The sequence below is a fragment of the Flavobacterium sp. U410 genome, from assembly GCF_053570605.1.
The window spans coordinates 83,584-108,638 of sequence record NZ_JBSEFI010000005.1; the positions used below are offsets into that span (position 1 = coordinate 83,584).

Here is a 25,055-nt window from a genome sequence, read left to right on the forward strand (position 1 = left end):
TTTTTGTAACTTTGTTAGACACAATTTAATAACAAGAGCTATGAACAATTTCGAATTATACAATCCGGTAAATTATGTCTTTGGAAAAGGACAAATCACAAAACTTTCTACTTTAGTTCCTTCCCAAAAGATCTTATTGACTTATGGAGGCGGAAGTATTTTTAAAAATGGTATTTACAATCAAGTTAAAGATGCCTTACAAAACGTAGAAGTAATTGAATTCGGAGGCATAGAACCTAATCCTCGCTTTGAAACGCTAATGAAAGCAGTTGAAATCATTCGCAAAGAAAACATTGATTTTATCTTGGCTGTAGGTGGTGGAAGCGTTATTGATGGGACAAAATTTATTTCTGCTGCCGTAAATTACAAAGGTGATGAAGCTGATATTCTTAGAAAACGTATTTTATTCAAAGATAGTAATGAAGTCGTTCCTTTCGGGACAGTATTAACATTACCTGCAACAGGATCTGAAATGAATTCAGGTGCTGTGGTTACTATTGAGGCTACTCATGAAAAATTAACTTTAGGCGGAAGTGCCTTGTTTCCCAAATTTTCAATTTGTGACCCAACAGTTATTGAATCGCTACCAAAGCGCCAATTGCAAAATGGTGTAGTTGATGCTTTCACTCATGTCATGGAGCAATATTTAACCTATTCCCACGATGCCATCCTTCAAGATCGCATTGCCGAAGGAATTCTACAAACCTTAATTGAAATAGGACCACGTGTAGTAGAAAATCCTACCGATTATAGTTTGGCTTCTAATTATATGTGGAGTTGTACTATGGCATTAAACGGTTTAATCAGTAAAGGAGTTCCTGCCGATTGGGCTACACACATGATTGGTCATGAATTAACCGCTTTATACGAAATTGATCACGCCCGAACTTTAGCAATCATTGGCCCAAATCTTTACAAAGTCATGTTTGAAAGTAAAAAAGAAAAATTGGCTCAATATGGAAAACGTGTTTGGAACTTAACCGGAAGTGACGATACTATCGCACATCAGGCTATTGAAAAAACAGTTGCCTTTTTCCACACTATGGGAATGAAAACCAAAATATCAGAAAACACCGAAAACTACTCGGAAACTGCCGAAATTATCGTAAAACGCTTTGAAGAACGCGGTTGGAAAGGTCTAGGTGAAAAACAAGAAGTAACACCGGAAAAAGTTCGTGAAATTGTGGAAATGAGTTACTAATTCTATTCATAGAAAACAAAAAACGGTCTGAATTTATCAGACCGTTTTTTTACCAACCAAAACTTAAATAGACTTAACCCAAAAACTATTTAAAGGTAGCAAAGCTATAAACATGAACTTTGTGATAATAACGACCTATAAAAGCTTTTAATTGTCTTTCTCCATTTTAAAAATTTGTTAAAGTTTGTATTTCCGATAAACATCGGTAACGAAAACGTTTTTTATTTCTCGACTTAATGTTATACCTTTGAATTTCCTTAATTTGTAAACAAATGGAAGAAAAACCCAAATTTGCCGTTATAGGCGGAGGAAGTTGGGCTACGGCTATAGCCAAAATGTTATGTGAAAACCAACGAGAAATTGCTTGGTATATGAGAAGCACTTATGCTGTTGAACATTTAAAGCACCAAAGACATAATCCTAATTATTTAAGTTCTGTTGAATTTGACATTAAAAAGCTTCACCTAACTAATGATATCAATGAAGCTGTAAAATTTGCAGACTATATTATTTTCGCTATTCCTTCTGCTTTTTTAGATGGTGAGCTATCTAAACTTACCGAAAGTTTAGAACACAAAGTCATTTTTTCGGCTATTAAAGGTATTGTACCTGAAACCAGTTTGATAGTAGGTCAGCATTTTCATGAGAAATATGATATTCCGTATGAAAACATTGGTGTTATTACGGGTCCATGTCATGCAGAAGAAGTAGCTCTGGAAAGACTATCTTATCTTACTATTGCTTGCGGCGATTTGAAAAAAGCTAAAATTATGGCTAAAAATCTTAGTAGTAACTATATTACAGCTAAAACTTCTGATGATATCGTAGGAACTGAATATGCTGCTATGCTGAAGAACATTTATGCCATTGCTGCAGGAATTGCTCACGGCTTAGGCTATGGCGATAATTTTCAATCGGTTTTGATGAGTAATGCTATTCGCGAAATGAAGAAATTCATTCGAAAAGTACACAAAATGAAGCGAAACATCAATAACTCGGCTTATTTGGGTGACTTATTGGTAACAGGATATTCTGTTTTTTCCCGAAATCGTATGTTCGGAAATATGATTGGTAAAGGTTACACCGTAAAATCAGCTCAAATGGAAATGAGTATGGTAGCCGAAGGTTATTATGCTACTAAAAGTGCCTACCTATTAAATCAAAAATATGGTGCCAAAACACCTATTATCGATGCCGTTTATGGAATTCTATATGAGAATAAAGACCCTAAAACAGTATTTAAAAAATTAACAGAAAAACTGGATTAAGACACGTTCTTAAGAAATAAAATTATAAAACTCTGAAAATCATTAGGTTAAATGAAATTTCAGAGTTTTTCTTTTTTTTGTAAAAAATTGAAATACAATCAGTTACCTCCAATTCTCTTGGTTCAAAAAACACATTCTATCTTTGCAAAAAATTTCTTCATGGATCACTTAATCAACCATCCTGTTATTATTACTGTTTTTACCATTACCATTTTGGCGATGTTAATTCTGGACTTAGGAGTTTTAAACAAAAAAAGTCATGCCATTTCTAGTAGAGAGGCAGCAATTTGGTCGGTTATTTGGATTTCATTAGCCATGGGGTTCAGCGGGATTATCTATTACTTCATGGGGGTTGAGAAATTTTCTCAATTTCAAGGTGCTTATTGGATTGAAAAAGCGCTTTCGGTAGATAATCTTTTTGTTTTCATTTTAGTCTTTGGGTATTTTAATGTGGCTCGAGAGCTTCAGCATAAAGTCTTGTTCTGGGGTGTTATAGGAGCCTTATTATTCCGAGCTATTTTTATATTTTCAGGCGTTTGGATTTTAAACTACACCTATTTACCTGAAATGGAACTTTTTGGTCAACCTGTAAAAATCAATTACCTTTTAACTCTTTTTGGATTTATCTTAATTATTGCCGGGTTCAAATCTTGGTTTAGTCACGGTGAGGACGAAGGTGATAAAGATTTCTCTAAAAGTCCTGGGGCACGAATCGTACATAAATTCTTCAAGGTTAGTGACAAATTTGATCAAGACAAATTCTTCACTGTTCAAAACGGAATCAAAATGGCAACACCGCTTTTTGTTGTCTTAGCCATCATCGAATTCACAGATCTACTTTTTGCAGTTGACAGTATTCCTGCCATTTTTGCCATCGCTCCTGATGATCCTTTTATTTTATATACATCAAATATATTTGCTATTCTTGGGCTTAGATCACTTTATTTTCTTTTGGCTAACTTCATGTATATGTTCGGGCGTTTGCACTACGGATTAGCTTTAATTTTAGCGTTTATAGGAGTTAAAATGATTATTGCTCCTTTTGTTCATATATCTTCTCCTGCTTCTCTGGCTGTTGTAGGAAGCGTTTTAATTATTTCTATTTTTTGGTCTATTCTGTTTCCGATTAAAAAATAGAATTAAAACCGACTAATCCTTACACAATTTTCACAGCAATTGTTACCTATTTACACAAGTCGCTTTTCATATAAAAATATAAACAACTGAAATACAAAAAATTAACAACAAAGCCATTAACTGGCACATTCTTTTCATTATCATTAATCAAATAACTAAAAAAATGTGATTATGAAAAAAGTATTTATTGCAGCTATTTTTGCTTGCACATCCGTTACAAGTTTTGCTATTGCAAACGAAATTGAAACTTTAACTACAATTGAAACTACTATTACTGATGAATTCAAAGAGATTTCAACCGCAGAAGTAGCAAAACCAGTTTTAGATGCTATTGCTAAGGATTATGCCGGAGCAACTCTTGAAAAAGCCTACATCAACGAGAATAAAGAATACAAATTGGAATTGGTGATTAAAAAAGAAGTAAAAACAGTGTACGCTGATGCTAGCGGAAATTGGATTAACAAATAAATCTTGTGGGTAGTTTATTTCTTTGAGAAGGTTGTGTTTTAAAACACAGCCTTCTTTTTTATAGAAAAATTAAGAAAAAAGTGTTTTGATTTTTCTATTTTTAAAAAAAAGAAATGCCGAAACTCTTATTAATAGAAGACGACAATACCTTTAACAACATGTTGAGTCACTTTTTAACTCGCAATCAATATGTTGTACAACAAGCTTTCTCTACCAAAGAAGCTTTAGATATTCTGAATACAAACACTTTCGAAATTATCCTATCTGATTTACGACTGCCGGATGGTGACGGAATTACACTTTTAAGCGAAATAAGAGCTAAAGGAATTCAAGCTCCTTTTGTTTTGATGACAGCTTATGCTGATGTAAAAACAGCGGTTAATGCCATGAAAAAAGGTGCTGCCGATTATATAGCCAAACCTTTTGTTCCTGAAGAAGTTTTACTTGTTTTACAAAAAGTAACTACACAACCTCAGAAAAAAACGACTGTACATGTTCAACCTAAAGGTAAAGATGAAGCGGAAAGCTCTTTCTTTTGGGGCGAAAGCAATGCAGCGTTACAACTTAAAAAATATATCGATTTAATTGCTCCAACACCTTTAACTGTTTTAATTACCGGCGAAAGCGGAACCGGAAAAGAAGTCACTTCTAAAAGTATACACGAAAAAAGTTCCCGAAAAGAAGGTCCGTTTATAGCAGTCGATTGCGGTGCCATTCCAAAAGATATTGCAGCAAGCGAATTTTTTGGACACATCAAGGGTTCATTTACCGGTGCTATTCAGGATAAAACAGGTTGTTTTGAAGCCGCAACAGGCGGAACGCTTTTTTTAGACGAAATCGGAAATCTGCCGTATGAACTTCAAATTTTGCTTTTGCGTGCCATTCAAGAACGAAAAATCAAACGAATTGGTAGCACAAAAGAAATTGAAGTCGACGTTCGAATCATTTCGGCAACCAATGAAAACTTGAAAGAAGCTGTTGCCAACGGAACTTTTAGAGAAGACCTATATCATCGTTTAAACGAATTCTCGATTGAAACACCTAGTTTGCGAAATCGGAAAGAAGATATTGAAGGTTTTGCCCGAATTTTTATGGAAAAAGCTTCCGAGCAACTTCAAAAAAGCGTCAACCAAATCAGTACGCAAGCGCTTTTAGCCTTACAACAATACGCTTGGACAGGTAATATCAGAGAATTGCAAAATGTAATGAAACGCTGTGTTTTATTGTGCCAAAGTAATTGTATTGATATCAACGATTTACCTTCAGAATTTCACACGTTTGAAAGCATCAGTCCTACACATAGTTCCTTAAACTTAAAAGAAGAAGCCGAACGAAAAGCAATTCTGGATGCGCTTTCCTTAGCTAAAGGAAATAAAAGCAGAGCGGCTGAAATTTTAGGCATGGCTCGAAAAACATTATACAATAAAATCAGCTATTTTGATATAGAAACTTAATTTTTTGTTCAAAATCAGCTAATTGTTGTTTTAGATTTTCCAACGGTTTCTTAAAATCATCCATTTCGGGATTTTTTAGCAATTGCTTTTCTATTGTTTTTAATTGGTTGGCCAATGTTGTTTCTTGTAACTGATGAATCATCGTTGCCATTTTGTGACAAGCTTGAGCCACTTGTACCGCATTTTTATCTTGTATAGCGGTATTTAATTTTTCGTTATCCGATTTAAATTCCGTGAGATATTGTTCTAGAAACTGATGGACTAACTCTTTATCATCTCCTAAAAATCGAACTAAGACTTCTTTCAAATCTTTAGGTTCCTCATGAGTTTCTAAATGTTCTTTATGGGCTAAAGTTGTAATAATTCCCAGCAATTCTTTAGCACCAAAAGGCTTCGGTAAAAAATAGTCGAATCGCGAACTGGATTGGTATAACTCTTCCGAAAGATAATTTCCGCTCGTAGCGATTACGGGAATCAACTGGTTTTCTTTAGTTTGTCGAAATTGAGCCAAAAAAGTATAGCCATCGAGTAGTGGCATCTGAATATCGGTTACCACAATCGAAGGCCTTTTGGTTTTCCCAAAACGCAATGCTTCATTAGCATCAAAAAACGTATATACTTCTTTAAAATGAGGTTTTAACAATGATTGGTTTAACTTCAATTGAGATAAATCATCATCAATAAGAAAAGCCACGTCAAGAGCAATCTGTTTCGGCTTTTTAGTCAAATCAGGTTTCAAAAGCGGGATTTTCACCAAGAATGTAGCTCCTTCATTTATTTTACTTTCCACCGAAATAGTCCCGTTGAGTAATCCTACCAAACGTTTGCAAATAGAAAGCCCCAAACCGGTTCCGCCATACAAAATTTCGACTTGGTTATTTTCTTGTGTAAATGGCTTAAAAATAGTTTCGTAAGCTTCTTTGGAGATTCCGATTCCGGTATCTTTAACCCATAAAGTCACTGTATCATTCGTCTTTTGGGTTTCAATTGTTACGCTGCCTTCTTGCGTAAATTTAAACGCATTTCCGATTAAGTTATATAAAATTTGGCGTAGTTTGTTATAATCGCTGTAAATGAAAAAACCTTCTGTTTGCGACAATTTGAACACCAAAGAAACTTTGTCTTTCTGACTCAAATCGGCTATGTTTTGTGCGCTTTCTTCAATTAATTCGTTCAAATCAAATTGCGTGTGAATCACTTGAATTTTCCCCTTTTCCATCCGAACATAATCCAACAAACTTGAGACCAACTGCTGAATGTAATTGGTCGCCGATTTAATCTTGATTAACTGCTCTCGATTAGCGAACTCATGTTCTCGTTCCAATAATTGTTCGCTATAGCCTAAAAGCGACTGTAAAGGGGCTTTGATATCGTGACTCACGGTTGTCATTAACTGCTCGCGCGATTCTAATAATTGCTCGGTTTTTTGCTTCTCTATCTCCAATTTCTCGCGATACACTTTGTTTTTGAAGAAATCTACCGAAAGGAGAAAAAAGAAGAAAACAACGACAATAGCACAGGCTAAGGCCGCTTTTTGTAAAAGAACAAATGATTTGTTTTGGTTATCTAGTTTAGCTTTTTGGAATTTAAGTTGCTCCAATTCTATGGATTCTCGCAACTGATTAATCACATTAGACAGTTTTTGCGTAATAGCAAGCTCATTTTGAAGAAGTTGAATTTCTTTCGTCTTGATTAAAATGGACTTCTCATCTTTCTTTTTTTGAGCGGTTTCCAATATTGTTTTTGAAGCCGTTAACAACGAATCTGCCTCTTGATGGGAAATCGAATTAGAAGGATCTCTGGGTACATTGGCATTCAAGTAATCTACATATTCCTGAGCCACTCTGCGCTGATAATCGGTCAATTCATCTAAATTCTGAACAAAGTTTTCTAAGGTAAGTTTTCCTTTCTCCTGCTCTAGGTTTTTAATGCCTTGCAAAGCTTCTCCTATGGGTGAAGTTGCTCTGGTATTTTGAAGTCTTCGCAATTCTACAATATTATGCTCTTTTACACTCAAATACTGCTTAATGGTATCCAGCAATCCTTGTTCAGAATCCAAAACTGATGTTTTAAGAGAATCTATATAAGTTATGATTTCTTTATTCTTACTTATAAAATCTCTTTGGGAAACTTTATCGCCTTTGCGGATAGCTACTTTAGCATAATTATCGGCTTCGTATAAATCACGAATAAGTTCCGCATAGGCTAATTGTTTGCTGTTGGTTTTTTCGTCTACTTTAAGCGATTTATTGAGATTGGATTGCTGCTTGAACAGAAACCAAACCGTAGAAGACATTAAACCTAAAAGCAACAGGTAACTGACTAATAATTTTAATGGAGTGTAGCGTGAAAAAGACTTCATTTGATAAAAATACCAAAACAGAATGAAACCTTTTTAAGTTTAACAACTATTTATTAATCTCTATTTCATCTATAAAAATAAAAGCATCGCTGCCTGAACCTTGATGCCATTCGGGCAATTTGCCGAAATTTCGAGCAATTACTTTAACATATTTGGCTTGAGTAGAAACCTCAACTTTTAGTTTTTCTGTTTGTACTTTATCTTGTTTAGGATCAAGAGTGGTTTTAATTTCGGCTACTTTTTCAAAAGTCACATTATCTTTTGATACATAGAACTCCACTTGAGTAGGCATTAGAATCCAAGCGCGAGAATCTTGTAAAAAATCTGCGGTAATACTTGAAACTTTCATTTCTTTTTGCAAATCGATTGTAGCTTCAAAATCTTGTCCTTGATACCCTTGCCAATCTCCTTTTCTCCAATTGGTTACCCCAAAAATTCCGTCTATTAAACCTTCTGGACCGCCAGCATGATATTGTGAATTGTATATTGATTTAATGCTAATCGTGTAATTATTTGGTTTTTTGAAAAATTGCGCGGAAATAGTGTCGCTTAAAGTGTTACCGTATTTTACAAAAGCTTGAATTGTTGCCGTTTGTGCTATTTCAAAAGGCTTTGTGTATTTAACAAACATCTTTTTTACCAAATAATCATCTTTATCATAGATAATGTAATAAACCTCACCATTTGAATTTTGAGATTTAATTTCAATATTCAATTTATCCTCAAATGATTTACTTTCCGCTTGAATTACTGGAACTGGGATAATTGGAAATACATTTTTGCTTTCAGATTTGGCCAAAACTTCTTTTAAATAACCTTTAAAACCTTTTTTGGTAATGGTAAGTTGTTCTTTATTTTCGAAATTAATAGTTGCTTTTTCAAAATAAGGAGTTGTTTTTGCCCATTCTGCGTTTCCTGGTGTAACCGAATAAATTCCTATCGAACTCAACACATACCAAGCACTCATTTGACCACAATCTTCGTTTCCTATTAAACCGTCGGGTGCATTTTTGTAGAAATTTTCTAAAATGAACTTTATTTTTTCATTCGTTTTTTCGGGTTTACCAACATAATTATACAGATACGCCATGTGATGACTTGGTTCGTTTCCGTGTGCGTATTGCCCAATCAAACCGGTAACATCTGCTTGATTACGGCCGGTAGTTTTACTTTCACTATTGAACATTTCGTCTAACTTGGTTTCAAATTTCACTTTTCCACCATAGGCTTCGATCATTCCTTGAATGTCTTGTGGCACAAAAAAAGTATATTGCCACGCATTACCTTCGGTAAAATTATTATTGATTTCTTTAGGATCAAATGGTGTTTCCCAGCCTCCATTTTTCTTTGGACGAATGAAACCGGTTTCCCAATCGAATAGATTTTTCCAATTTTGAGAACGCTTCATGAAATACTGATAATCGTCTTGTTTCCCTAAAATCACAGCCATTTGGGCAATACACCAATCGTCGTAAGCATATTCCACAGTTTTAGAGACACTTTCGTGCTCGTCATCAATTCCTATGAATCCTTGTTTTTTATAGACATCTAAACCTAAAACATCGCGCATGGCGGAAGCCTTACTTGCTTCAAAAGCTTTTTCATAATCAAACCCTTTAATGCCTTTTGCCATTGCATCGGCAATTACCGAAACGGAATGATAACCAATCATACAATCGGTTTCGTTTGACGCTAATTCCCAAACAGGCAATCTTCCGCCTTGTTCGTATTGTTTTATGAATGTATTAATATAATCGGCTGTTCGTTTTTTATCAATCAACGTGTACAACGGATGCGCTGCCCTAAAGGTGTCCCAAAGTGAGAAAACCGTGTAATAATCAAATCCTTCTGTTTGATGAATTTGGTTGTCGCGACCGCGATATTTTCCATCGATATCTTGCGCAATATTGGGTTGCATCATAGTATGATACAACGCCGTGTAAAAAATCGCTAATTTGTCTTTGTCTTCAGAAGTGACTTCGATTTTTGATAATTCTTTGTTCCAAGCGGCTATAGCATCTGTATGAACCTTATTGAAATCCCAATGTTGTATTTCTGTAGAATTTATTTCTGTTCCATCAAAACCAGTGTTTGACAGAGTAACTTTTAATCTAATCTTTTCTCCTTTTTTTACATTTCTTGAAAAAGATAACGCTAATTCAGTTCCCGTAAATTTTCTTCCTTTTTCACCATTACATTTTACCTTTGAAATATCTATTGGCTTTTCAAACTCAATTAGCGCAAAAACATATTGATCTCTAGCCCAAGCTTCACTTCTACGTAACACTTCAATAGTTTTATCATCAATTACTCGAATTTCGCCTTCTAACAATTTATCGCGATGGTTTAAATCCAAAATAATATTGGCTTGTCCGGCTTTATTAAACGTATATTCATGAAAACCAACACGGGTTGAAGTGGTTAAACGTACATCAATCTTGTGTTTGTCTAATTTCACGGAATAAAATCCGGCAGACGCTTTTTCATTGGCATGCGAAAAAGGAGAAGAATACTCTTTATTATCAAATGAAGATTCGCCCATCGTTGGCATCAACATAATATCACCATAATCAGAAACACCGGTTCCGTTCAAATGCGTATGCGAAAATCCGTAAATTACCGAATCAGAATAATGATAACCCGAACAACCGTCCCAACTGCCATCAATTCTTGTATCGGGTGATAATTGCACCATTCCATAAGGAACCGTTGCGCCCGGAAAAGTATGCCCGTGACCGCCTGTTCCAATAAATGGATTGACATGATTTGCAACGTCTTGTGCAAAAATAGAGTTGGCAATTAAAAGTATATTAAAAAGAAAAATCCTCATTTTACAGTTTGTTTAGAATCGTAAATTTGAGGATTTTATATAAATTCTACAATTAACTATGTGGAAATAATTGAATTTGTGATTAAATGTATTGACTAAAGAGACTTCTCGACTCCGCTCGAAGTGACATTCTTTGGCTTACTCAGAATGAAAATTAAACTGCTAAAACTCCACGACGCCCAATAACCGGCAAATCAGTTTGTGCTTTTTCGTTAATGCTATTGGTTCTAAAAATGAATTTCTTATCGTATAATTTTCCATCTAAGAAATAGCTCAACATAAACTCATTATTCAACTGTAAAACATTGTTTTCTAACAATTCTACTTTTACAGCCGTTTGGGGTTCCACTTCGTTAAATGCATGACGGAAAGTTGCCGTTTTTCTATTTTCGCCATTAATCAATCCGTAAGCTCTTGAAACCACGATAGCCATTTCTAACTTTTGGTCGGTTTCATTTAACAAATACGCGTACCAAGAATGTTCTTGAAAATCGTCGTTCCATTCTTGAATTGCCACAATATGAACGCCTTCTACTTTTGGGATGATAATGTCTTTTTTCATGATACTTAAAAGGAACGAATATTTCGTCCCTTATTTATTGATAGTGTAAGATTCCGAAACGAGTTCGGAATGACAAAAACTTGATTATAAACTTGATTTGAATTGTTCTAAGAAACGTACATCATTTTCATAGAACATACGAATATCTCCAATTTGGTACAACAACATTGCAATACGCTCTACACCCATACCAAAAGCAAAACCTGTATATTCATCTGCGTTGATGTTACAGTTTTTCAAAACGTTTGGATCTACCATTCCACAACCTCCAATTTCTAACCAACCAGTTCCTTTGGTAATACGATAATCAGTTTCGGTTTTTAAACCCCAATAAATATCAATTTCAGCACTTGGCTCTGTAAAAGGAAAATACGACGGACGCAAACGGATTTTTGATTTTCCGAACATTTCTTTGGTGAAATACAACAAAGTTTGTTTTAAATCGGCAAAAGAAACATCTTTATCAATATATAAACCTTCTACTTGGTGAAAAATACAGTGCGAACGCGCAGAAACCGCTTCGTTACGAAATACTCTACCCGGAGAAATGGTTCGGATTGGCGGTTGATTGTTTTCCATATAACGAACCTGAACTGATGACGTGTGCGTACGCAACAAAACATCCGGATTCGTTTGAATGAAAAAAGTATCCTGCATATCGCGCGCCGGATGGTATTCCGGAAGATTCAATGCCGTAAAGTTGTGCCAGTCGTCTTCGATTTCCGGACCTTCAGAAACATTAAAACCTACGCTCGAAAAAATATCAATGATTTGATTTTTCACTATAGAAATAGGATGACGCGACCCTAAAGTTACCGGATCACCAGGACGCGTTAAATCGCCATAAATTCCTGTTGCTACTTCTTTACTTTCGATTTGATCTTGTAAAGCCGCTACTTTTTCTTCAGCAATGGTTTTCAACTGATTAATCACTTGCCCAAACTCTTTTTTCATTTCATTCGGAACGGTTTTAAAATCAGCGAATAGTTCTTTTAACAAGCCTTTGCTTCCTAAGTATTTGATACGGAACTCTTCAATTTTCTCCTTGTTATCAGCATGAAAAGCTTTTACCTCTTCAATGTGATTTTTAATCTTGTCAATCATTGCAAATCTTAAATTGACCGCAAATTTACGAATTAAATTTTTTTTGGTTTGATTTAATTGTAAAGTTTCTCATTTTATGAGGAAAAACTACTTTTCGTCTCTTACTCCAAGCTTTGAAGCGATAACACTGATAATAAAAATTTGAGCTGCGTGAAACAACATCAATGGCAGTAGAATTACACCTGTGGGCATTGTCGCCGGAAATAGAATTTTAGAAAAAACAGTCCCGTGAACCAATGATTTTTTAGTTCCGCAAAATTGAGCGGTAATTTGGTCTTCGTGGTTAAATTTTAATTTTTGGGCTAAAAACCCAATGAGATAATACACACCAAAAAACAACAAAATGTCTGCTGCGAAAATAAAGATCAGATCAGTTAGTTTAACAGATGTAAAGACTTTTTCTTCGAAAGATTCCGAAAAACTTTTGTAAATAATGATGAGAATAATCGTTTTATCAAATAAGGCTAACTCTTTATTATACTTAGCGGTATATTTTCCTAAAAAACGCTGCAACAGCAATCCAAGAACAACAGGAACCAAAATTTCGGTTAACAATTTGATATAAATAGCACCCAAGTCAAAATCGGCTGCCGATTGTTTCAAAAATAAACCCATCCAAAGTGGCGTTATGGCAATCCCAATTAATCCTGAAATACTGGCATTAAAAATGGCTGCCGGAATGTTTCCGTTAGCAATAGAAACCATGACAACCGAAGACGAAACTGTAGAAGGCAAAGCCGCCAAAAACAAAAATGCCAACCAAATCATTTCGGTATGTTCTGAGGAAGCCAATGGTCTGAATAGTAAAACCACAACGGGAAACAACAAAAAAGTAGCCAACTGAACCACAACGTGTAATTTCCAGTTTTTGAGTCCGCTTTTGATTTTATCAGGATGCAGTTTTAATCCGTAGAAAAAGAAAATTAAAGAAATTCCTAAACGCCCTATGATATCTAAAGGTATTGGACTTCCTTTTGACCCCCATTGCGGGAACAAATATGCCAACAAAACAACACCTATTATGGCTAAAACAAACTTATCTATTTTCATTCTTTTTCATTTTTTACCCCAATAACGTTTCCCTGAATTGAGGGAAACGTTATTTTTATTTTTTACAAAATTGAAAAAAATAAAAGAATAATTGGGGCAAAAGGCTACTTTAACCAACTAAAGATGCCGTAATTAATAATCTGAACTATGTTTTTTTTCTCTTAAAGCATAATAATACACTTGAGGCAGTACTGTAATTGACAAAATCATACACACAATTAGTCCACCTACAATCATAATAGCTAAAGGTCTTTGTACTTCAGAACCCATTCCGGTTGATAAAGCTGCCGGAAGTAACCCCATAGAACCCATTAAAGCAATCATTAAAACCGGGCGAATTCTCGCATAAACACCTTTTGAAATCGCTTCTTTCAACGACATTTTTTTATTCAGATTTTGCCTGATGTTTCCGATTAGCACAATTCCGTCAATGGTAGCTACACCAAAAAGAATGATAAATCCAATTCCTGATGAAATTCCGAAAGTAGTGTTGGTCACAAATAAAGAGAAATAACCTCCTATGAATGCAAATGGCAATACGATAAACGAAACCAACGTATCTTTTTTATTCCCTTGGAAATTCATCCACAATAAGAACATGACTAACAACAGCGAAATGGGAACAATTGTGATTAACTGTTTGGTTGCTCTTTCTTTAGATTCAAATTCTCCTGCCCATTCCATTTTATACGAATCGGGTAATTGAACTGCCTGTGCTACTTTTCGTTTAGCTTCGGTAATAGTACTTCCCAAATCGCGCCCTTCAATACTAAAACCAACAGCAATGTAACGACTGCTTCCTTCACGGTAAATAAATGTTGGCCCAGTCAAATAAGAAATAGTTGAAATCTCTTTTAATGGAATTTTACGGTTGTCTTTCGTTGGAATTAATATCTCACCAATTTTTTCCTCGTTATTTCGGTATTCTTTGGAAAAGCGAATTCGTACGTCAAACATTCTATCGTCTTCATAAAAAGTTGTAGCCGCTCTACCACCAATAGCCATTTCTACAACCGCTTGTGCATCGGTTTTGTCAATTCCGTAGCGTGCCAATAAATGATCGTGCAACTGAATTCTCAATTCGGGTAAACCAATATTTCGGTAAACGTTCAAATCCTGAATTCCTTCCACATCTTTGATACTTCCTGCAACTTGATTGGCATATTCTTCTAATTGGAACAAATCATCACCAAAAATTTTAACAACCAACGAACTTTTTACACCAGCAACATATTCTTCCACATTATCTTGAATCGGCTGGCTAAATCCGAAAACAATTCCGGGATAGGTTTGTAAAGACGAACGCATTTCTTCAATTAATTCGTCTTTCGAAATCTTCTTTTTCCAATCGCCTTCCGGTTTCAACTGAATGTGAAATTCGATATTGAAAAAACCTGTTGGATCCGTTCCGTCATTTGGTCGCCCAACCTGATTCAGCACAAATTTTACTTCTTCAAAATCGAGTAATTTGGTTTTCATTTCGAGTGCCAAACGTTTCGATTCTTCCAAATTGACGCTATTGGGCAAAGTGGCGCGAACGTAAATAGCACCTTCGTTTAACTTGGGTAAAAATTCTGTTCCGTGATTTAAAATTCCGACAACACTCGCAACAAAAATTGCAACAAACGTAACTATTGTTCCTTTTTTATGACGTGCCGTAAATTCATACAACTTAAACAAGCCGTTACGGAAACTTCGCGTGATAAAATTCTCTTTCTCAACAATATTTTTGGTCAACAACACTTTACACATTGCCGGAACATAGGTCAAACTCAACAACAACGAACCTAGTAACGCAAAACCTAAAGTATAAGCCAAAGGCGAAAACATTTTACCTTCTACTTTTTGGAACGAGAAAATAGGCAACAACGCAATAATCAAAATGAATAAGGCAAAAAAGATGTACGAAGCTACGCTAGTGGCACTCTTTTTAATGATCCCTGATTTTGAAATTCGGTTGAATTTTTCCATTCCGAGTTCGTGGGCTTTTTGTTCGAGCCCCACAAAGACGACTTCGGAAATAACCAAAGCACCTTCGAGCAACAAACCAAAATCGAGCGAACCCATCGAAATTAAGTTGGCCGGCATTCCTTTGATGCGCAACATCACAATGGCAAACAAAAACGCTAATGGAATAACTGAAGAAACGATTAATGTCAGACGCCAATTGTTCAAAAAGATAAATACAATAAGTGATACTAAAATTACGCCTTCAACCAAGTTTTTAGTTACTGTGTGAACCGTAGTTTCCACTAATTCTGTTCGATCGATAAACGGTTCAATTTTTACATCTTTGGGTAAAATTCGCGTGTTGAGTTCTTCGATTTTATCTTTTAAAGCGCCAATAACATCCGCCGGATTTTCCCCACGCAACATTACGACTATACCTTCCACCAAATCATCTTTATCTTGTAAACCCACAGAACCTAATCTTGGTTTTGCCGAAATTTTGACCTCAGCAACGTGTTTCACCAAAATAGGCGTTGTTCCTTTTACTTCGATTAAAATATTTTCGATGTCTTCGATTTTATCCAACAAACCAACTCCTCGCACAACATAAGCTTGGCTTCCTCTTTCAATGACATCACCACCCACGTTGATATTACTTTTGGAAACCGCCTCATAAACATCAAGCGGCGACAAATCGTAATTGGCTAACTCCGTTGGATTAATTTTTATCTCATACGTTTTTTCTTCTCCACCAAAACTTACCACATCGGCAACTCCGGGAACAGAAACCAATTCTCTTTCGATAACCCAATCGTGAAGTGCAGTTAATTCTTTTATTGGTCGGTCGCTTTTTAAAACATAACGGAAAATTTCTCCTGTTGCTCCATAAGGCGGTTCAATTCCTGCATCGGCACCTTCAGGTAAATCCACATTTTGCAAACGATTTGAAGCATATTGCTGCGCGTAAAAATCTTCTACATCATCATTAAAAATGACTGTTACAACCGATAATCCAAACAAGGAAATCGATCGCACTTGCGCTTTTTTTGGAATGGTATTCATTTGCTTCATAATGGGAAGCGTAATGAATTTTTCTACTTCTTCGGCACTTCTTCCTGGCCATTGCGTAATCACTCGCGCACGCGTATTGGTTACATCGGGGAAAGCTTCAATTGGTGTGTGAATGTAACTGATGATTCCCGCGATTAACAATACCGCTGTGAGAAAGAAAACGACAATGTGATTCTTTAGTGAAAAAGCAACTATTTTTTGTACTAACTTTTGCATTGTTTCTTAGTTCTGGAAATTCTTAAGTTGTTCGAAAATCAAAAGCTGATTCTTGGCAATTATTTTTTGTCCTTCCTGAAAATTATTGGCTACATAAATCGTTTTTTCATGTTTTGAAATGACATCAATTTTCACAATTTTCACATCGCAATCGTCGTTATAAAGCACTACAAAATTTTCATTATTATCGAAAATAATAGCGTCAGTAGGCACGCTTAAAGCTTCGATGTTTTTGAGTTCTATAGCCACAACATCAACAAGCATTCCCGGTTTCAAACGACCATCGGCATTATTCAAAACTACTCGCGCTTTTAATACGCGCTCTTCGTTGTCATAGACTTGCGAAACCACTTTTATTGTTCCGTTGAAAATTTCTCCCGGATACGACAATGTTTTAATATTAACCGGCATTCCTTCTTTAATATTCTGAACATTACTAGCGTGAATGTTCACCATTGCCCAAACTTCGTTTAAATTTGAAATGGTAAATAACGGTTCTCCTTCGGCAGTGATTTGCGTTCCGGCAGAAATCGTTTTATCAGTTATAATTCCAGATGTTGGCGCTTTGATTTGGAACACACCTTTTTCGGCACTTGCGCTATACAATTGAAGATTGGAACTTATTTTAATTTTGTCTGCTTTTAAAATTGCTAATTCGCTTTGTGCTTGCAATAATTCTTTTTCCGAAGAAATTCCGTCGTTAAACATAGATTGAACCGCTTGTAAACTCTTTTCGGAAACTTTAATTTGAGATTCAACCGTTTTTAATTCGGCTTGCATGCCAATCAATTCTGTACTTCTCAATTCGGCTAAAATCTGACCTTTTTGGACTTTATCGCCCAATGAAAAATAGGTTTTGGAAATCACTCCGTTTACCAGACTGATAAAATGCACAACTTGATCCGGATTGGCTTCAACAGCACCCGTTAAATGAATGGCATCAGTAACTTTCTTTTTAACAATAGTATCAAATGCAATTTTAGATTTTAAACTGCTGCTGATACAATATTTTTTGGATACCGATTCATCTGCTTTTGGTACTTGTTTGGTACAACTTACGGTAAACAATAAACCTATAGCGAATGCTCCGATTTTCTTGATATGAAACATTTTATTCCTTTTTTTTAATTAATAATATCTTTTCCAACTGCAAAATTGAGTTCTTCTGCTTTTTCGTTCACTTCTTTAACCGCTTCTAAAATGGCTTGTTTGTTTTCCAAATACGTATCAAAAAAGTCGAGAAATTCAAGTAAACTGATGTTGCGTAATCTGAAGTTTTGCGTGTAACTCGTCAACATCGCATCGATTGTTTTTTCGTAATCGGGTTCGATGTGCGTTAAGAATTCGAACGAACGATTGATGTTTTGGAACGCCAAAATCACTTCGTTTTCAACGGACAATTCTTTTTCCTGAAATTGGAATTTAGCTTGTTCCTGACCAATTTGCGCCATTTTGATGTTTCCTTGATTTCGATTGAAAAAAGGCAAATCGAATGACAATCCAAAACCGACGAAGTTGAGCATGGTACTTCCGTTTCTGTCATACAACGCTTTGAACGTAACATCCGGTGTTTTTTGAGCGCGTTCGTACGCAACCTTTTTATCGTAATAGGTTTGTTCCAGTTCGGCGAGTTTAAAATCGGGACGAGATTCTTTAGCTTGATCCACTAAATTTTTTACGTCTAAAAAGCCAATGTTTTCGTTACTTTTTTCAAAACCTTCCGGATTGAGTTCCAAAACGACAGTTGGATTGAGTTTCATTAAGTTTTTCAACTCTTTTTGCGATTCATGCAGTTCTTTATCAATCGAATTAATGCTTTTAAAAACTTCAATTTGAAGTGCTTTCAACCGAATGTATTCGCTTTTGGAAACGTTGCCTTGCGTTACTTGATTTTGGTAAGCCGCAATCAACTTATTTAGCGATTCTACTTGGTTTACATACACTTTTCGGTATAACTGCAAGTATTGTAAATTGGTTAATTGATTACGAAATTCAACTTTTAAACCTCGTAATAAATCTTCGAAATATTGTTTGGATTTTTCCACGCCTACTTGCTCAATGGCAACTAGTTTTTTTCGTTTTCCAGCGGTGTAAATCAACTGTTCTAGTTCAGCACTAAATTGTAGGTTTCGACCAAAATCTCCAACCAATGACGGCACCACTTCTTGATGTTGGCGTTGTGAAGGTGTTGCCCATAAATTCACTTGATCTAGTGTAAAAGTAGGATTGGGCCACAGTTTAGCCTGAATTACCTCGGCTTCGGCCTTGTTGATTTCTAATTTTTCGGAAATTAACGTTAGATTTTCTTTTAGAAAAATAGCTTCACAATCTATTCTGCTTAAACGAAGGGTGTCTTGCGCAGTGATAGATGAGATGAAAAAACAGGAAATCCATACGATTTTCCAATATTTTAAAGTCATTTTTGTTTCATTTAAAATTGAGTAGCAAAAATGACCACAACAACCTTAAAATAACCTTAAAGGAAATAAAATTTAGCTTAAAGGAAGTCTTACAGTAAAAATATTAGTTTGATTTTCAATGAATTGATATTCAATTTTCCCTTTATGCAGTTGAACAATTCGATAGATGAAAAACAATCCTAAACCTAAACCGGAAGCTTTGTTACTGTTTTTCCCTCTAAAATAATGTTGAAACATTACCTTTTGTTCCTCTTCGGTTAAGCTGCTTCCTTTGTTGGAAAAAGTAAGTTCTAATTCATTTTCATTTGAAGTTGAAATACTGATATTCGCTTTGTTTTCGCTTGCATATTTAACCGCATTTACCATCAAATTAGTCAACATTAACTTGATTAAGTTTTGATTAGCTTCCAGATTTAAAGCATTTTCGTCTTCAATGGCAACATATTCGACCGCAAAAACAAAATCAGGATACAACAAATTCAAATCGGCAATGGTATCGTAAATTAAATCGTCGATTCTAAACTTAGTTATCGCTCTTTTTTGATTGCTTTCTGACTTGGAAATTTCGAGTAAAACCGAAATAATTTCGCTTAATTTTTTAGTATTGTCTTTTTGTTCCTGAATCAACTTTTGGAGTAAAGTAACATTTTGCTCTTTTTCCATTTGTTCAAAATTGGAAACCAAAATAGCAATAGGCGTTTTGAGTTCGTGCGAAATATGTTGGACTGCATTTTTTTGAAAAGCAAACGACTGATGCAGACGATTGGTCATTTCTTCAAACTGTTGTTTAAGTACACTCACTTCAGCAATTGAAGAATCGGTAGTGGAGAAATCAATATTGGAATCCAAATCAAAATTGCTGATTTTTTGGGTCATTTCAACCAAAGGAAAAGAGACTTTTTTGGACACATAATTCACGACCAAAATGACAACAATGGAAATGAAAATAAAAGTCGCCAACAGAATATATTTCAAGAAATTCAGTTTGGTATACCCATACGTATCGTACGCTTTTGAAATTCCGTAGTAAGAAGCATCACCTCTTTTTACATAAACGCCCACGACATCGTACAATTTGTCTTTTCCTTCGTACCAATTCTTGTTTTCGGAAAGTGTTTCTAAGATTTTAGCGGAATAATCGATAGGAGTATCGTCAATACTGGAATACACCAACTTTTTATTGGCGTCAAAAATCAACAGTTTTTCATCATACAATTTATCGACATCTGTTTTTCCCAATTTTTCCAAAATCGTATTATCGATATCTTGAAATTCACTCAAAAAACGAAGCGTAATGTAGATTTTATCTTTTTGGCGTTGTTGAAAATCTTCTTCGCGATAGGCTGCAAACAAGAAATAAATAATCGCAAGCGTAAAAGCGAGCAACAAAATCGTCACCGCCGAAAAGTACGTTTGCATTTTATTTACAATCTTCATTTTTCCAGATAGTAGCCAAAACCGACTTTTGTTTTAATAGTATTTTTATCGAAAGGTTTGTCTATTTTTTTTCGCAAGAAATTGATATATACTTCAATCGTATTTGTATTTGCATCGAATGATTTTCCCCAAATGGTTTCGATTAAATCGGTTTTAGAAACGAAATCGCCATTCGCTTCAATCAATTTGACTAAAATTTGGTATTCGCGAAGCGTGAGTTCAATGGCAACGGAATTTCTAAAAACAGTTTTGGATTGTAAATCAATTACAATGTCATCGAAAAATATCTTGGTTTCTTGATTTTCTTTGGACAAATTTGCTTTTCGTTTCGCCAAAGCATTTAAACGCAAAATAAGTTCGCGCATTAAAAACGGCTTGGTCAAATAATCATCGGCTCCGGCATCATAACCTTGCACTTTATCTTCAATATCATCGAAAGCAGTAAGTAATAAAACCGGCGTTTCAGTGTTCCACAAACGGAAACTTTTACACACTTCAAAACCGTTTTTACCCGGAAGATTGACGTCTAAAACAACAACATCAAACGTGTTATTTTTAAGTAGTTTTTCGGCTAAAATTCCATCATAAACCACTTCTACTGAAAATCCTTCTGCTTGAAGCACTTCGCCAATGTTTTTGTTTAATGTAGGATCGTCCTCAACCAGTAGAATTTTCATTTGGTGGTTTTTATTTTATCAACTCTTTCTCTAAAAAATAATTCACAACAGCTTCTTTCATTAAAACGGCTTGTTCTCCTGCTTTAAGCGTTGGCAATTGTTCTTTTACTTTGTAATGTGGCCAACCGTCGTTATCGAAATGTTCGAATTCATAATACCCATACGGTTCTAGTAAACGGCAAATGGCAATATGCATTAGGTTTACTTTTTCGTCTTTCTTGAAAGCTTGTTTAAATTTACCCAATTCTTGAATTCCAATTAGATAGATAATCCCATCTAAATCGAGTTCGTCACCATCCGCAAATTTATCGGATACTATTTTGACAACGCTTTCCCAGCGCTCTTTTAATTGTTCGTCTCTGGACATAGTTCTTTTAAAAATAGAAAATAGAGAAAAGAATAAAGACTTCTCAATCTATTTAAATTAAGCTGCAAAGATACTACTTCTAGATTTTCACAGGTTTAGTTCTCCCAAATAAAATCTATTATCTTTGTTCTATTCTCTTTATTCTTCAAACATGAGTTTTATTGATATTGTATTCGCCGTATTCTTGAGTTATGCTTTATATAAAGGTATTAAAAATGGACTTTTTGTAGAATTGGCTTCGCTTATCGCCCTAGTGGCCGGAATTTTTGTAGCTATAAAATTTTCGTATGTTTTAAAATCGGTTTTGGAAACCAAAGTAAGTTGGGATCCCAAATACATTGAGATTTCAGCTTTTGCGTTGACCTTTTTAATTGTTGTTATAGTTATACATCTTTCAGCGAAACTATTGACGAAAATAGCTGATTTTGCTTATTTAGGTTGGATGAATAAATTGGCCGGTGCTTTTTTCAGTGCTTTAAAAACCATTTTGATGTTAAGCGTTGTGATTCTACTTTTCGAAAAAATGAATGTGAACAAGATGCTGGTTGAACAAGAAACGCTAGACGAATCAATTTTTTACAATCCAACGAAAGAAATCTCTGCTTTTTTATATCCGAAAATTGAAGAATGGTATGAGAATAGTGTTCAGTCTTCAGTTGATAGTGAACAGTCAACTGACTTAGAAAACGAAAATACCGAATCTGGTAGTGAACAACAAACAGAATAAATCCAACAAAAAAGGAGCTTTAAAGCTCCTTTTTTATTTATCCGCATTTAGACGAACCGCAATCTTTACAAGTCAAACAACCTTCTTGATACATTAAATGGGTTCCACCGCAATTGCCACATTTTTGTCCGCTTGCCGTTGTACCATCCGGAATGTAACGTTTTAACGCGCGTGCTACTCCGTTTTTCCATGTATTAATCGATTCGTTATCGAGTTGTAATCCGTTAATTAATTCTACTACATTGTCTATTTCTAATCCATGACGTAAGGTTCCTGAAAATAATTTGGCATAATTCCAAAACTCAGGATTGAATCGATACGACAAACCTTCAATCGTCGTTTTGTAACCTCTTGGATTTACATATTGGAAATCATAACGAGAATTTCCTTTTTCGTCTCTGTTTTTGATAATGAAACCATCGTTTACCCAACGCGGCAACAAAATTCCGTCTTCATCATCGGCTAAACCTGTGAAAATTTCATAGGGTTGCTCATCAATTTTTCCGATAAAGGCAATCCATTTTTCTTTATTATTTTGGAAACGAACAACATCAGCTTCCAAAATTTGTGGCCGTTTCGTTGGAAATACACGTTTGAACGTTACATCCATTTCTTCCACCTCTTTTTCCTTTTTCTCGTCTTTAGCAATTAAAACGCCCGAACGCGAACCATCGCGATAAACGGTTACGCCTTTACAACCCACTTCCCAAGCTTTCAAATACAATTGGTTTACCAATTCTTCTGTAGCGTCATTTGGAATATTAATCGTTACCGAAATCGAATGATCAACCCATTTTTGAATAGCGCCTTGCATTTCTACTTTGCTCAACCAATCCACATCGTTTGATGTTGCTTTGTAATAAGGCGATTGTTCGATGATTTTATCTAGCTCTTCGTTAGAATAATTTACAGAAGTATCGATTCCGTTTACTTCCATCCATTGTTTGAATTTGTGGTGGAACACGATGTATTCTTCCCAAGAATCGCCTACTTCATCTACGAAATCTACGCGAACATCTTTATCATTTGGATTCACTTTTCTTCTTCTTTTATACACCGGCATAAACACAGGCTCAATTCCTGAAGTGGTTTGCGCCATTAACGAAGTCGTTCCGGTTGGTGCGATGGTCAACAACGCAATATTTCTACGACCGTATTTTTGCATGTCTTGGAACAAAGCTCCATCAGCTTCTTTAATTCGTTGCACAAACGGATTATTAGCTTCTCTTTGTGCTTCAAATATGGTAAAAGCACCACGTTCTTTTGCCATTTCTACTGACGAACGATACGCCGCTAATGCCAATGTTTTATGAACGTTTACTGAAAATTCGTTTCCTTCTTTGCTTCCATAGCGAATTCCTAAAGCAGCTAACATATCGCCTTCAGCGGTGATTCCTACTCCGGTTCTACGACCTTCTTTCGCTTTTTTACGAATTTCTAACCAAAGGTTACGTTCTGTTCTTTTGATTTCTTCTTCTTCCGGATCTTCATCAATTTTAGCCAAAATAGCATCTACTTTTTCCAATTCTAAATCGATAATATCGTCCATCATGCGTTGTGCATAACCCCCGTGTTCTTTGAATAATTCGAAATCGAAATACGCTTCGCTTGTAAATGGATTTTGTACATACGAAAACAAGTTAATCGCCAACAAACGACACGAATCGTAAGGACACAATGGAATTTCTCCACACGGATTGGTAGAAATGGTTTTATAGCCTAAATCGGCATAACAATCGGGTAATGATTCACGGATAATGGTATCCCAGAATAAAATTCCGGGTTCAGCTGATTGCCAAGCGTTGTGAACAATCTTTTTCCATAAATCTACAGCATCAATTTTTTTAGACACTACCGGACTTGGACTGAACGTTGGATATTTTTGCGTGTAAGCTTTACCACTTTTTACCGCCTGCATGAAACCGTCGTCAATTCGAACGGAAACATTGGCTCCCGTAATTTTTCCTTGCTCTAATTTGGCATCGATAAAATCTTCTGCATCGGGATGATTGATAGAAACCGACAACATCAAGGCACCACGTCTTCCATCTTGCGCAACCTCGCGAGTAGAATTGGAATAACGCTCCATAAACGGAACCAAACCTGTTGATGTTAACGCAGAATTTTTAACCGCAGAACCTTTTGGACGAATGTGAGACAAATCGTGTCCCACTCCACCACGGCGTTTCATTAATTGTACTTGTTCTTGGTCAATTTTCATGATTCCTCCATAAGAATCACTTTCGCCTTTGTTTCCAATCACAAAACAATTAGACAAAGAAGCTACTTGATACGGATTTCCGATTCCTGTCATCGGGCTTCCTTGCGGAATAATGTAGGTAAAGTTTTTAATTAAATCGTACACTTCTGTTTCAGAAAGTGGATTCGGATATTGTTTTTCGATTCGGGCAATTTCAGAAGCAATTCTACGATGCATATCTTCCGGCGACTTTTCATAAATATTCCCGTCAGAATCTTTTAACGCATATTTATTTAACCAAACTCTAGCGGCCAAATCATCTCCTTTAAAATACACTAAAGAAGCTTGATACGCTTCTTCATTCGTATAGATTTGCTTTTTTTGAACTTCTAAACTTGTATCCATATCTTTACTTTTTTATCATTACAAAAGTAAAAAATAATTTTTTTAAAATTACTTAATTAAAAAAAGTTAACAAAAATTATTATTTAAACAATTAATTAATAATACATTAAAAATTTTAAAAACTTAAAAAGTTTACAACTTTTAAAATT

The 25,055-nt window shown here is 35.3% G+C and carries 18 protein-coding genes; 6 read left to right on the plus strand and 12 right to left on the minus strand.

Going from position 1 to position 25,055, the window contains the following annotated elements:
• The first annotated feature begins 40 nt into the window (after positions 1-40).
• The 5 genes from ACUSJC_RS05305 to ACUSJC_RS05325 all read left to right on the plus strand — a co-directional run bounded on the left by ACUSJC_RS05305 (position 41) and on the right by ACUSJC_RS05325 (position 5,528).
• Complete coding sequence (locus ACUSJC_RS05305) at positions 41-1,201, plus strand: iron-containing alcohol dehydrogenase (RefSeq protein WP_449268514.1); 1,161 nt, start codon at positions 41-43, stop codon at positions 1,199-1,201.
• A gap of 272 nt (positions 1,202-1,473) precedes the next feature.
• Positions 1,474-2,469, plus strand: a complete 996-nt coding sequence (locus ACUSJC_RS05310; protein WP_449268515.1) for an NAD(P)H-dependent glycerol-3-phosphate dehydrogenase — start codon at positions 1,474-1,476, stop codon at positions 2,467-2,469.
• Between the two features lie 159 nt (positions 2,470-2,628).
• The gene (locus tag ACUSJC_RS05315) at positions 2,629-3,606 is read left to right on the plus strand and encodes a TerC/Alx family metal homeostasis membrane protein (RefSeq protein ID WP_449268516.1); all 978 of its coding nucleotides are present in this window, start codon (positions 2,629-2,631) and stop codon (positions 3,604-3,606) included.
• Between the two features lie 171 nt (positions 3,607-3,777).
• The gene (locus ACUSJC_RS05320) at positions 3,778-4,074 is read left to right on the plus strand and encodes a hypothetical protein (protein ID WP_449268517.1); all 297 of its coding nucleotides are present in this window, start codon (positions 3,778-3,780) and stop codon (positions 4,072-4,074) included.
• Positions 4,075-4,187: 113 nt separating this feature from the next.
• Positions 4,188-5,528: a sigma-54-dependent transcriptional regulator gene (locus ACUSJC_RS05325; protein ID WP_449268518.1), complete on the plus strand. Its 1,341-nt coding sequence runs from the start codon at positions 4,188-4,190 to the stop codon at positions 5,526-5,528.
• Here ACUSJC_RS05325 and ACUSJC_RS05330 read toward each other — a convergent pair.
• The 11 genes from ACUSJC_RS05330 to ACUSJC_RS05380 all read right to left on the minus strand — a co-directional run bounded on the left by ACUSJC_RS05330 (position 5,503) and on the right by ACUSJC_RS05380 (position 21,574).
• A complete protein-coding gene (locus tag ACUSJC_RS05330) occupies positions 5,503-7,890 on the minus strand; it encodes an ATP-binding response regulator (protein ID WP_449268519.1) in 2,388 nt (795 codons plus the stop codon). The genes ACUSJC_RS05325 and ACUSJC_RS05330 overlap by 26 nt on opposite strands.
• A gap of 46 nt (positions 7,891-7,936) precedes the next feature.
• Entirely contained in the window at positions 7,937-10,720 is a 2,784-nt protein-coding gene (locus ACUSJC_RS05335) for a GH92 family glycosyl hydrolase (RefSeq protein WP_449268520.1), read from the minus strand.
• A gap of 154 nt (positions 10,721-10,874) precedes the next feature.
• On the minus strand, positions 10,875-11,282 hold the full coding sequence (locus ACUSJC_RS05340; protein ID WP_449268521.1) for a hypothetical protein: 408 nt from the start codon (positions 11,280-11,282) through the stop codon (positions 10,875-10,877).
• A gap of 84 nt (positions 11,283-11,366) precedes the next feature.
• Entirely contained in the window at positions 11,367-12,386 is a 1,020-nt protein-coding gene (gene pheS, locus ACUSJC_RS05345) for a phenylalanine--tRNA ligase subunit alpha (RefSeq protein WP_449268522.1), read from the minus strand.
• Between the two features lie 87 nt (positions 12,387-12,473).
• Positions 12,474-13,436, minus strand: coding sequence for a bile acid:sodium symporter family protein (locus ACUSJC_RS05350; protein ID WP_449268523.1), 963 nt, complete (start codon positions 13,434-13,436; stop codon positions 12,474-12,476).
• Positions 13,437-13,568: 132 nt separating this feature from the next.
• Positions 13,569-16,673 (minus strand): efflux RND transporter permease subunit, encoded by a 3,105-nt coding sequence (locus ACUSJC_RS05355; RefSeq protein ID WP_449268524.1) that lies wholly within the window; start codon positions 16,671-16,673, stop codon positions 13,569-13,571.
• 6 nt (positions 16,674-16,679) lie between these two features.
• Positions 16,680-17,783 carry an efflux RND transporter periplasmic adaptor subunit gene (locus ACUSJC_RS05360; RefSeq protein ID WP_449268525.1) on the minus strand — a complete coding sequence of 368 codons (1,104 nt, stop codon included), beginning with the start codon at positions 17,781-17,783 and terminating at the stop codon, positions 16,680-16,682.
• Between the two features lie 14 nt (positions 17,784-17,797).
• The gene (locus tag ACUSJC_RS05365; protein ID WP_449268526.1) at positions 17,798-19,093 is read right to left on the minus strand and encodes a TolC family protein; all 1,296 of its coding nucleotides are present in this window, start codon (positions 19,091-19,093) and stop codon (positions 17,798-17,800) included.
• Positions 19,094-19,165: 72 nt separating this feature from the next.
• Positions 19,166-20,530 carry a sensor histidine kinase gene (locus ACUSJC_RS05370; RefSeq protein ID WP_449268527.1) on the minus strand — a complete coding sequence of 455 codons (1,365 nt, stop codon included), beginning with the start codon at positions 20,528-20,530 and terminating at the stop codon, positions 19,166-19,168.
• Positions 20,527-21,207 (minus strand): response regulator transcription factor, encoded by a 681-nt coding sequence (locus ACUSJC_RS05375; RefSeq protein WP_449268528.1) that lies wholly within the window; start codon positions 21,205-21,207, stop codon positions 20,527-20,529. Before ACUSJC_RS05375 ends, ACUSJC_RS05370 begins: the two co-directional genes overlap by 4 nt.
• 10 nt (positions 21,208-21,217) lie before the next feature.
• Entirely contained in the window at positions 21,218-21,574 is a 357-nt protein-coding gene (locus tag ACUSJC_RS05380; protein ID WP_449268529.1) for a hypothetical protein, read from the minus strand.
• Between the two features lie 151 nt (positions 21,575-21,725).
• Here ACUSJC_RS05380 and ACUSJC_RS05385 point away from each other — a divergent pair, with 151 nt between their 5' ends.
• Entirely contained in the window at positions 21,726-22,301 is a 576-nt protein-coding gene (locus ACUSJC_RS05385) for a CvpA family protein (protein ID WP_449268530.1), read from the plus strand.
• A gap of 37 nt (positions 22,302-22,338) precedes the next feature.
• Here the strand turns inward: ACUSJC_RS05385 and ACUSJC_RS05390 are convergent, their stop codons facing one another.
• On the minus strand, positions 22,339-24,906 hold the full coding sequence (locus tag ACUSJC_RS05390) for an adenosylcobalamin-dependent ribonucleoside-diphosphate reductase (protein ID WP_449268531.1): 2,568 nt from the start codon (positions 24,904-24,906) through the stop codon (positions 22,339-22,341).
• Positions 24,907-25,055: the final 149 nt, after the last annotated feature.

What these genes read in the sequence shown, in the direction of transcription:
- ACUSJC_RS05360 (WP_449268525.1), bottom strand. Translation starts at nt 17,783, where the DNA reads ATGTTTCATATCAAGAAAATCGGAGCATTCGCTATAGGTTTATTGTTT.
- pheS (WP_449268522.1), bottom strand. Translation starts at nt 12,386, where the DNA reads ATGATTGACAAGATTAAAAATCACATTGAAGAGGTAAAAGCTTTTCAT.
- ACUSJC_RS05375 (WP_449268528.1), bottom strand. Translation starts at nt 21,207, where the DNA reads ATGAAAATTCTACTGGTTGAGGACGATCCTACATTAAACAAAAACATT.
- ACUSJC_RS05390 (WP_449268531.1), bottom strand. Translation starts at nt 24,906, where the DNA reads ATGGATACAAGTTTAGAAGTTCAAAAAAAGCAAATCTATACGAATGAA.
- ACUSJC_RS05335 (WP_449268520.1), bottom strand. Translation starts at nt 10,720, where the DNA reads ATGAGGATTTTTCTTTTTAATATACTTTTAATTGCCAACTCTATTTTT.
- ACUSJC_RS05315 (WP_449268516.1), top strand. Translation starts at nt 2,629, where the DNA reads ATGGATCACTTAATCAACCATCCTGTTATTATTACTGTTTTTACCATT.
- ACUSJC_RS05365 (WP_449268526.1), bottom strand. Translation starts at nt 19,093, where the DNA reads ATGACTTTAAAATATTGGAAAATCGTATGGATTTCCTGTTTTTTCATC.
- ACUSJC_RS05325 (WP_449268518.1), top strand. Translation starts at nt 4,188, where the DNA reads ATGCCGAAACTCTTATTAATAGAAGACGACAATACCTTTAACAACATG.
- ACUSJC_RS05330 (WP_449268519.1), bottom strand. Translation starts at nt 7,890, where the DNA reads ATGAAGTCTTTTTCACGCTACACTCCATTAAAATTATTAGTCAGTTAC.
- ACUSJC_RS05380 (WP_449268529.1), bottom strand. Translation starts at nt 21,574, where the DNA reads ATGTCCAGAGACGAACAATTAAAAGAGCGCTGGGAAAGCGTTGTCAAA.
- ACUSJC_RS05355 (WP_449268524.1), bottom strand. Translation starts at nt 16,673, where the DNA reads ATGCAAAAGTTAGTACAAAAAATAGTTGCTTTTTCACTAAAGAATCAC.
- ACUSJC_RS05370 (WP_449268527.1), bottom strand. Translation starts at nt 20,530, where the DNA reads ATGAAGATTGTAAATAAAATGCAAACGTACTTTTCGGCGGTGACGATT.
- ACUSJC_RS05350 (WP_449268523.1), bottom strand. Translation starts at nt 13,436, where the DNA reads ATGAAAATAGATAAGTTTGTTTTAGCCATAATAGGTGTTGTTTTGTTG.
- ACUSJC_RS05310 (WP_449268515.1), top strand. Translation starts at nt 1,474, where the DNA reads ATGGAAGAAAAACCCAAATTTGCCGTTATAGGCGGAGGAAGTTGGGCT.
- ACUSJC_RS05320 (WP_449268517.1), top strand. Translation starts at nt 3,778, where the DNA reads ATGAAAAAAGTATTTATTGCAGCTATTTTTGCTTGCACATCCGTTACA.
- ACUSJC_RS05305 (WP_449268514.1), top strand. Translation starts at nt 41, where the DNA reads ATGAACAATTTCGAATTATACAATCCGGTAAATTATGTCTTTGGAAAA.
- ACUSJC_RS05340 (WP_449268521.1), bottom strand. Translation starts at nt 11,282, where the DNA reads ATGAAAAAAGACATTATCATCCCAAAAGTAGAAGGCGTTCATATTGTG.
- ACUSJC_RS05385 (WP_449268530.1), top strand. Translation starts at nt 21,726, where the DNA reads ATGAGTTTTATTGATATTGTATTCGCCGTATTCTTGAGTTATGCTTTA.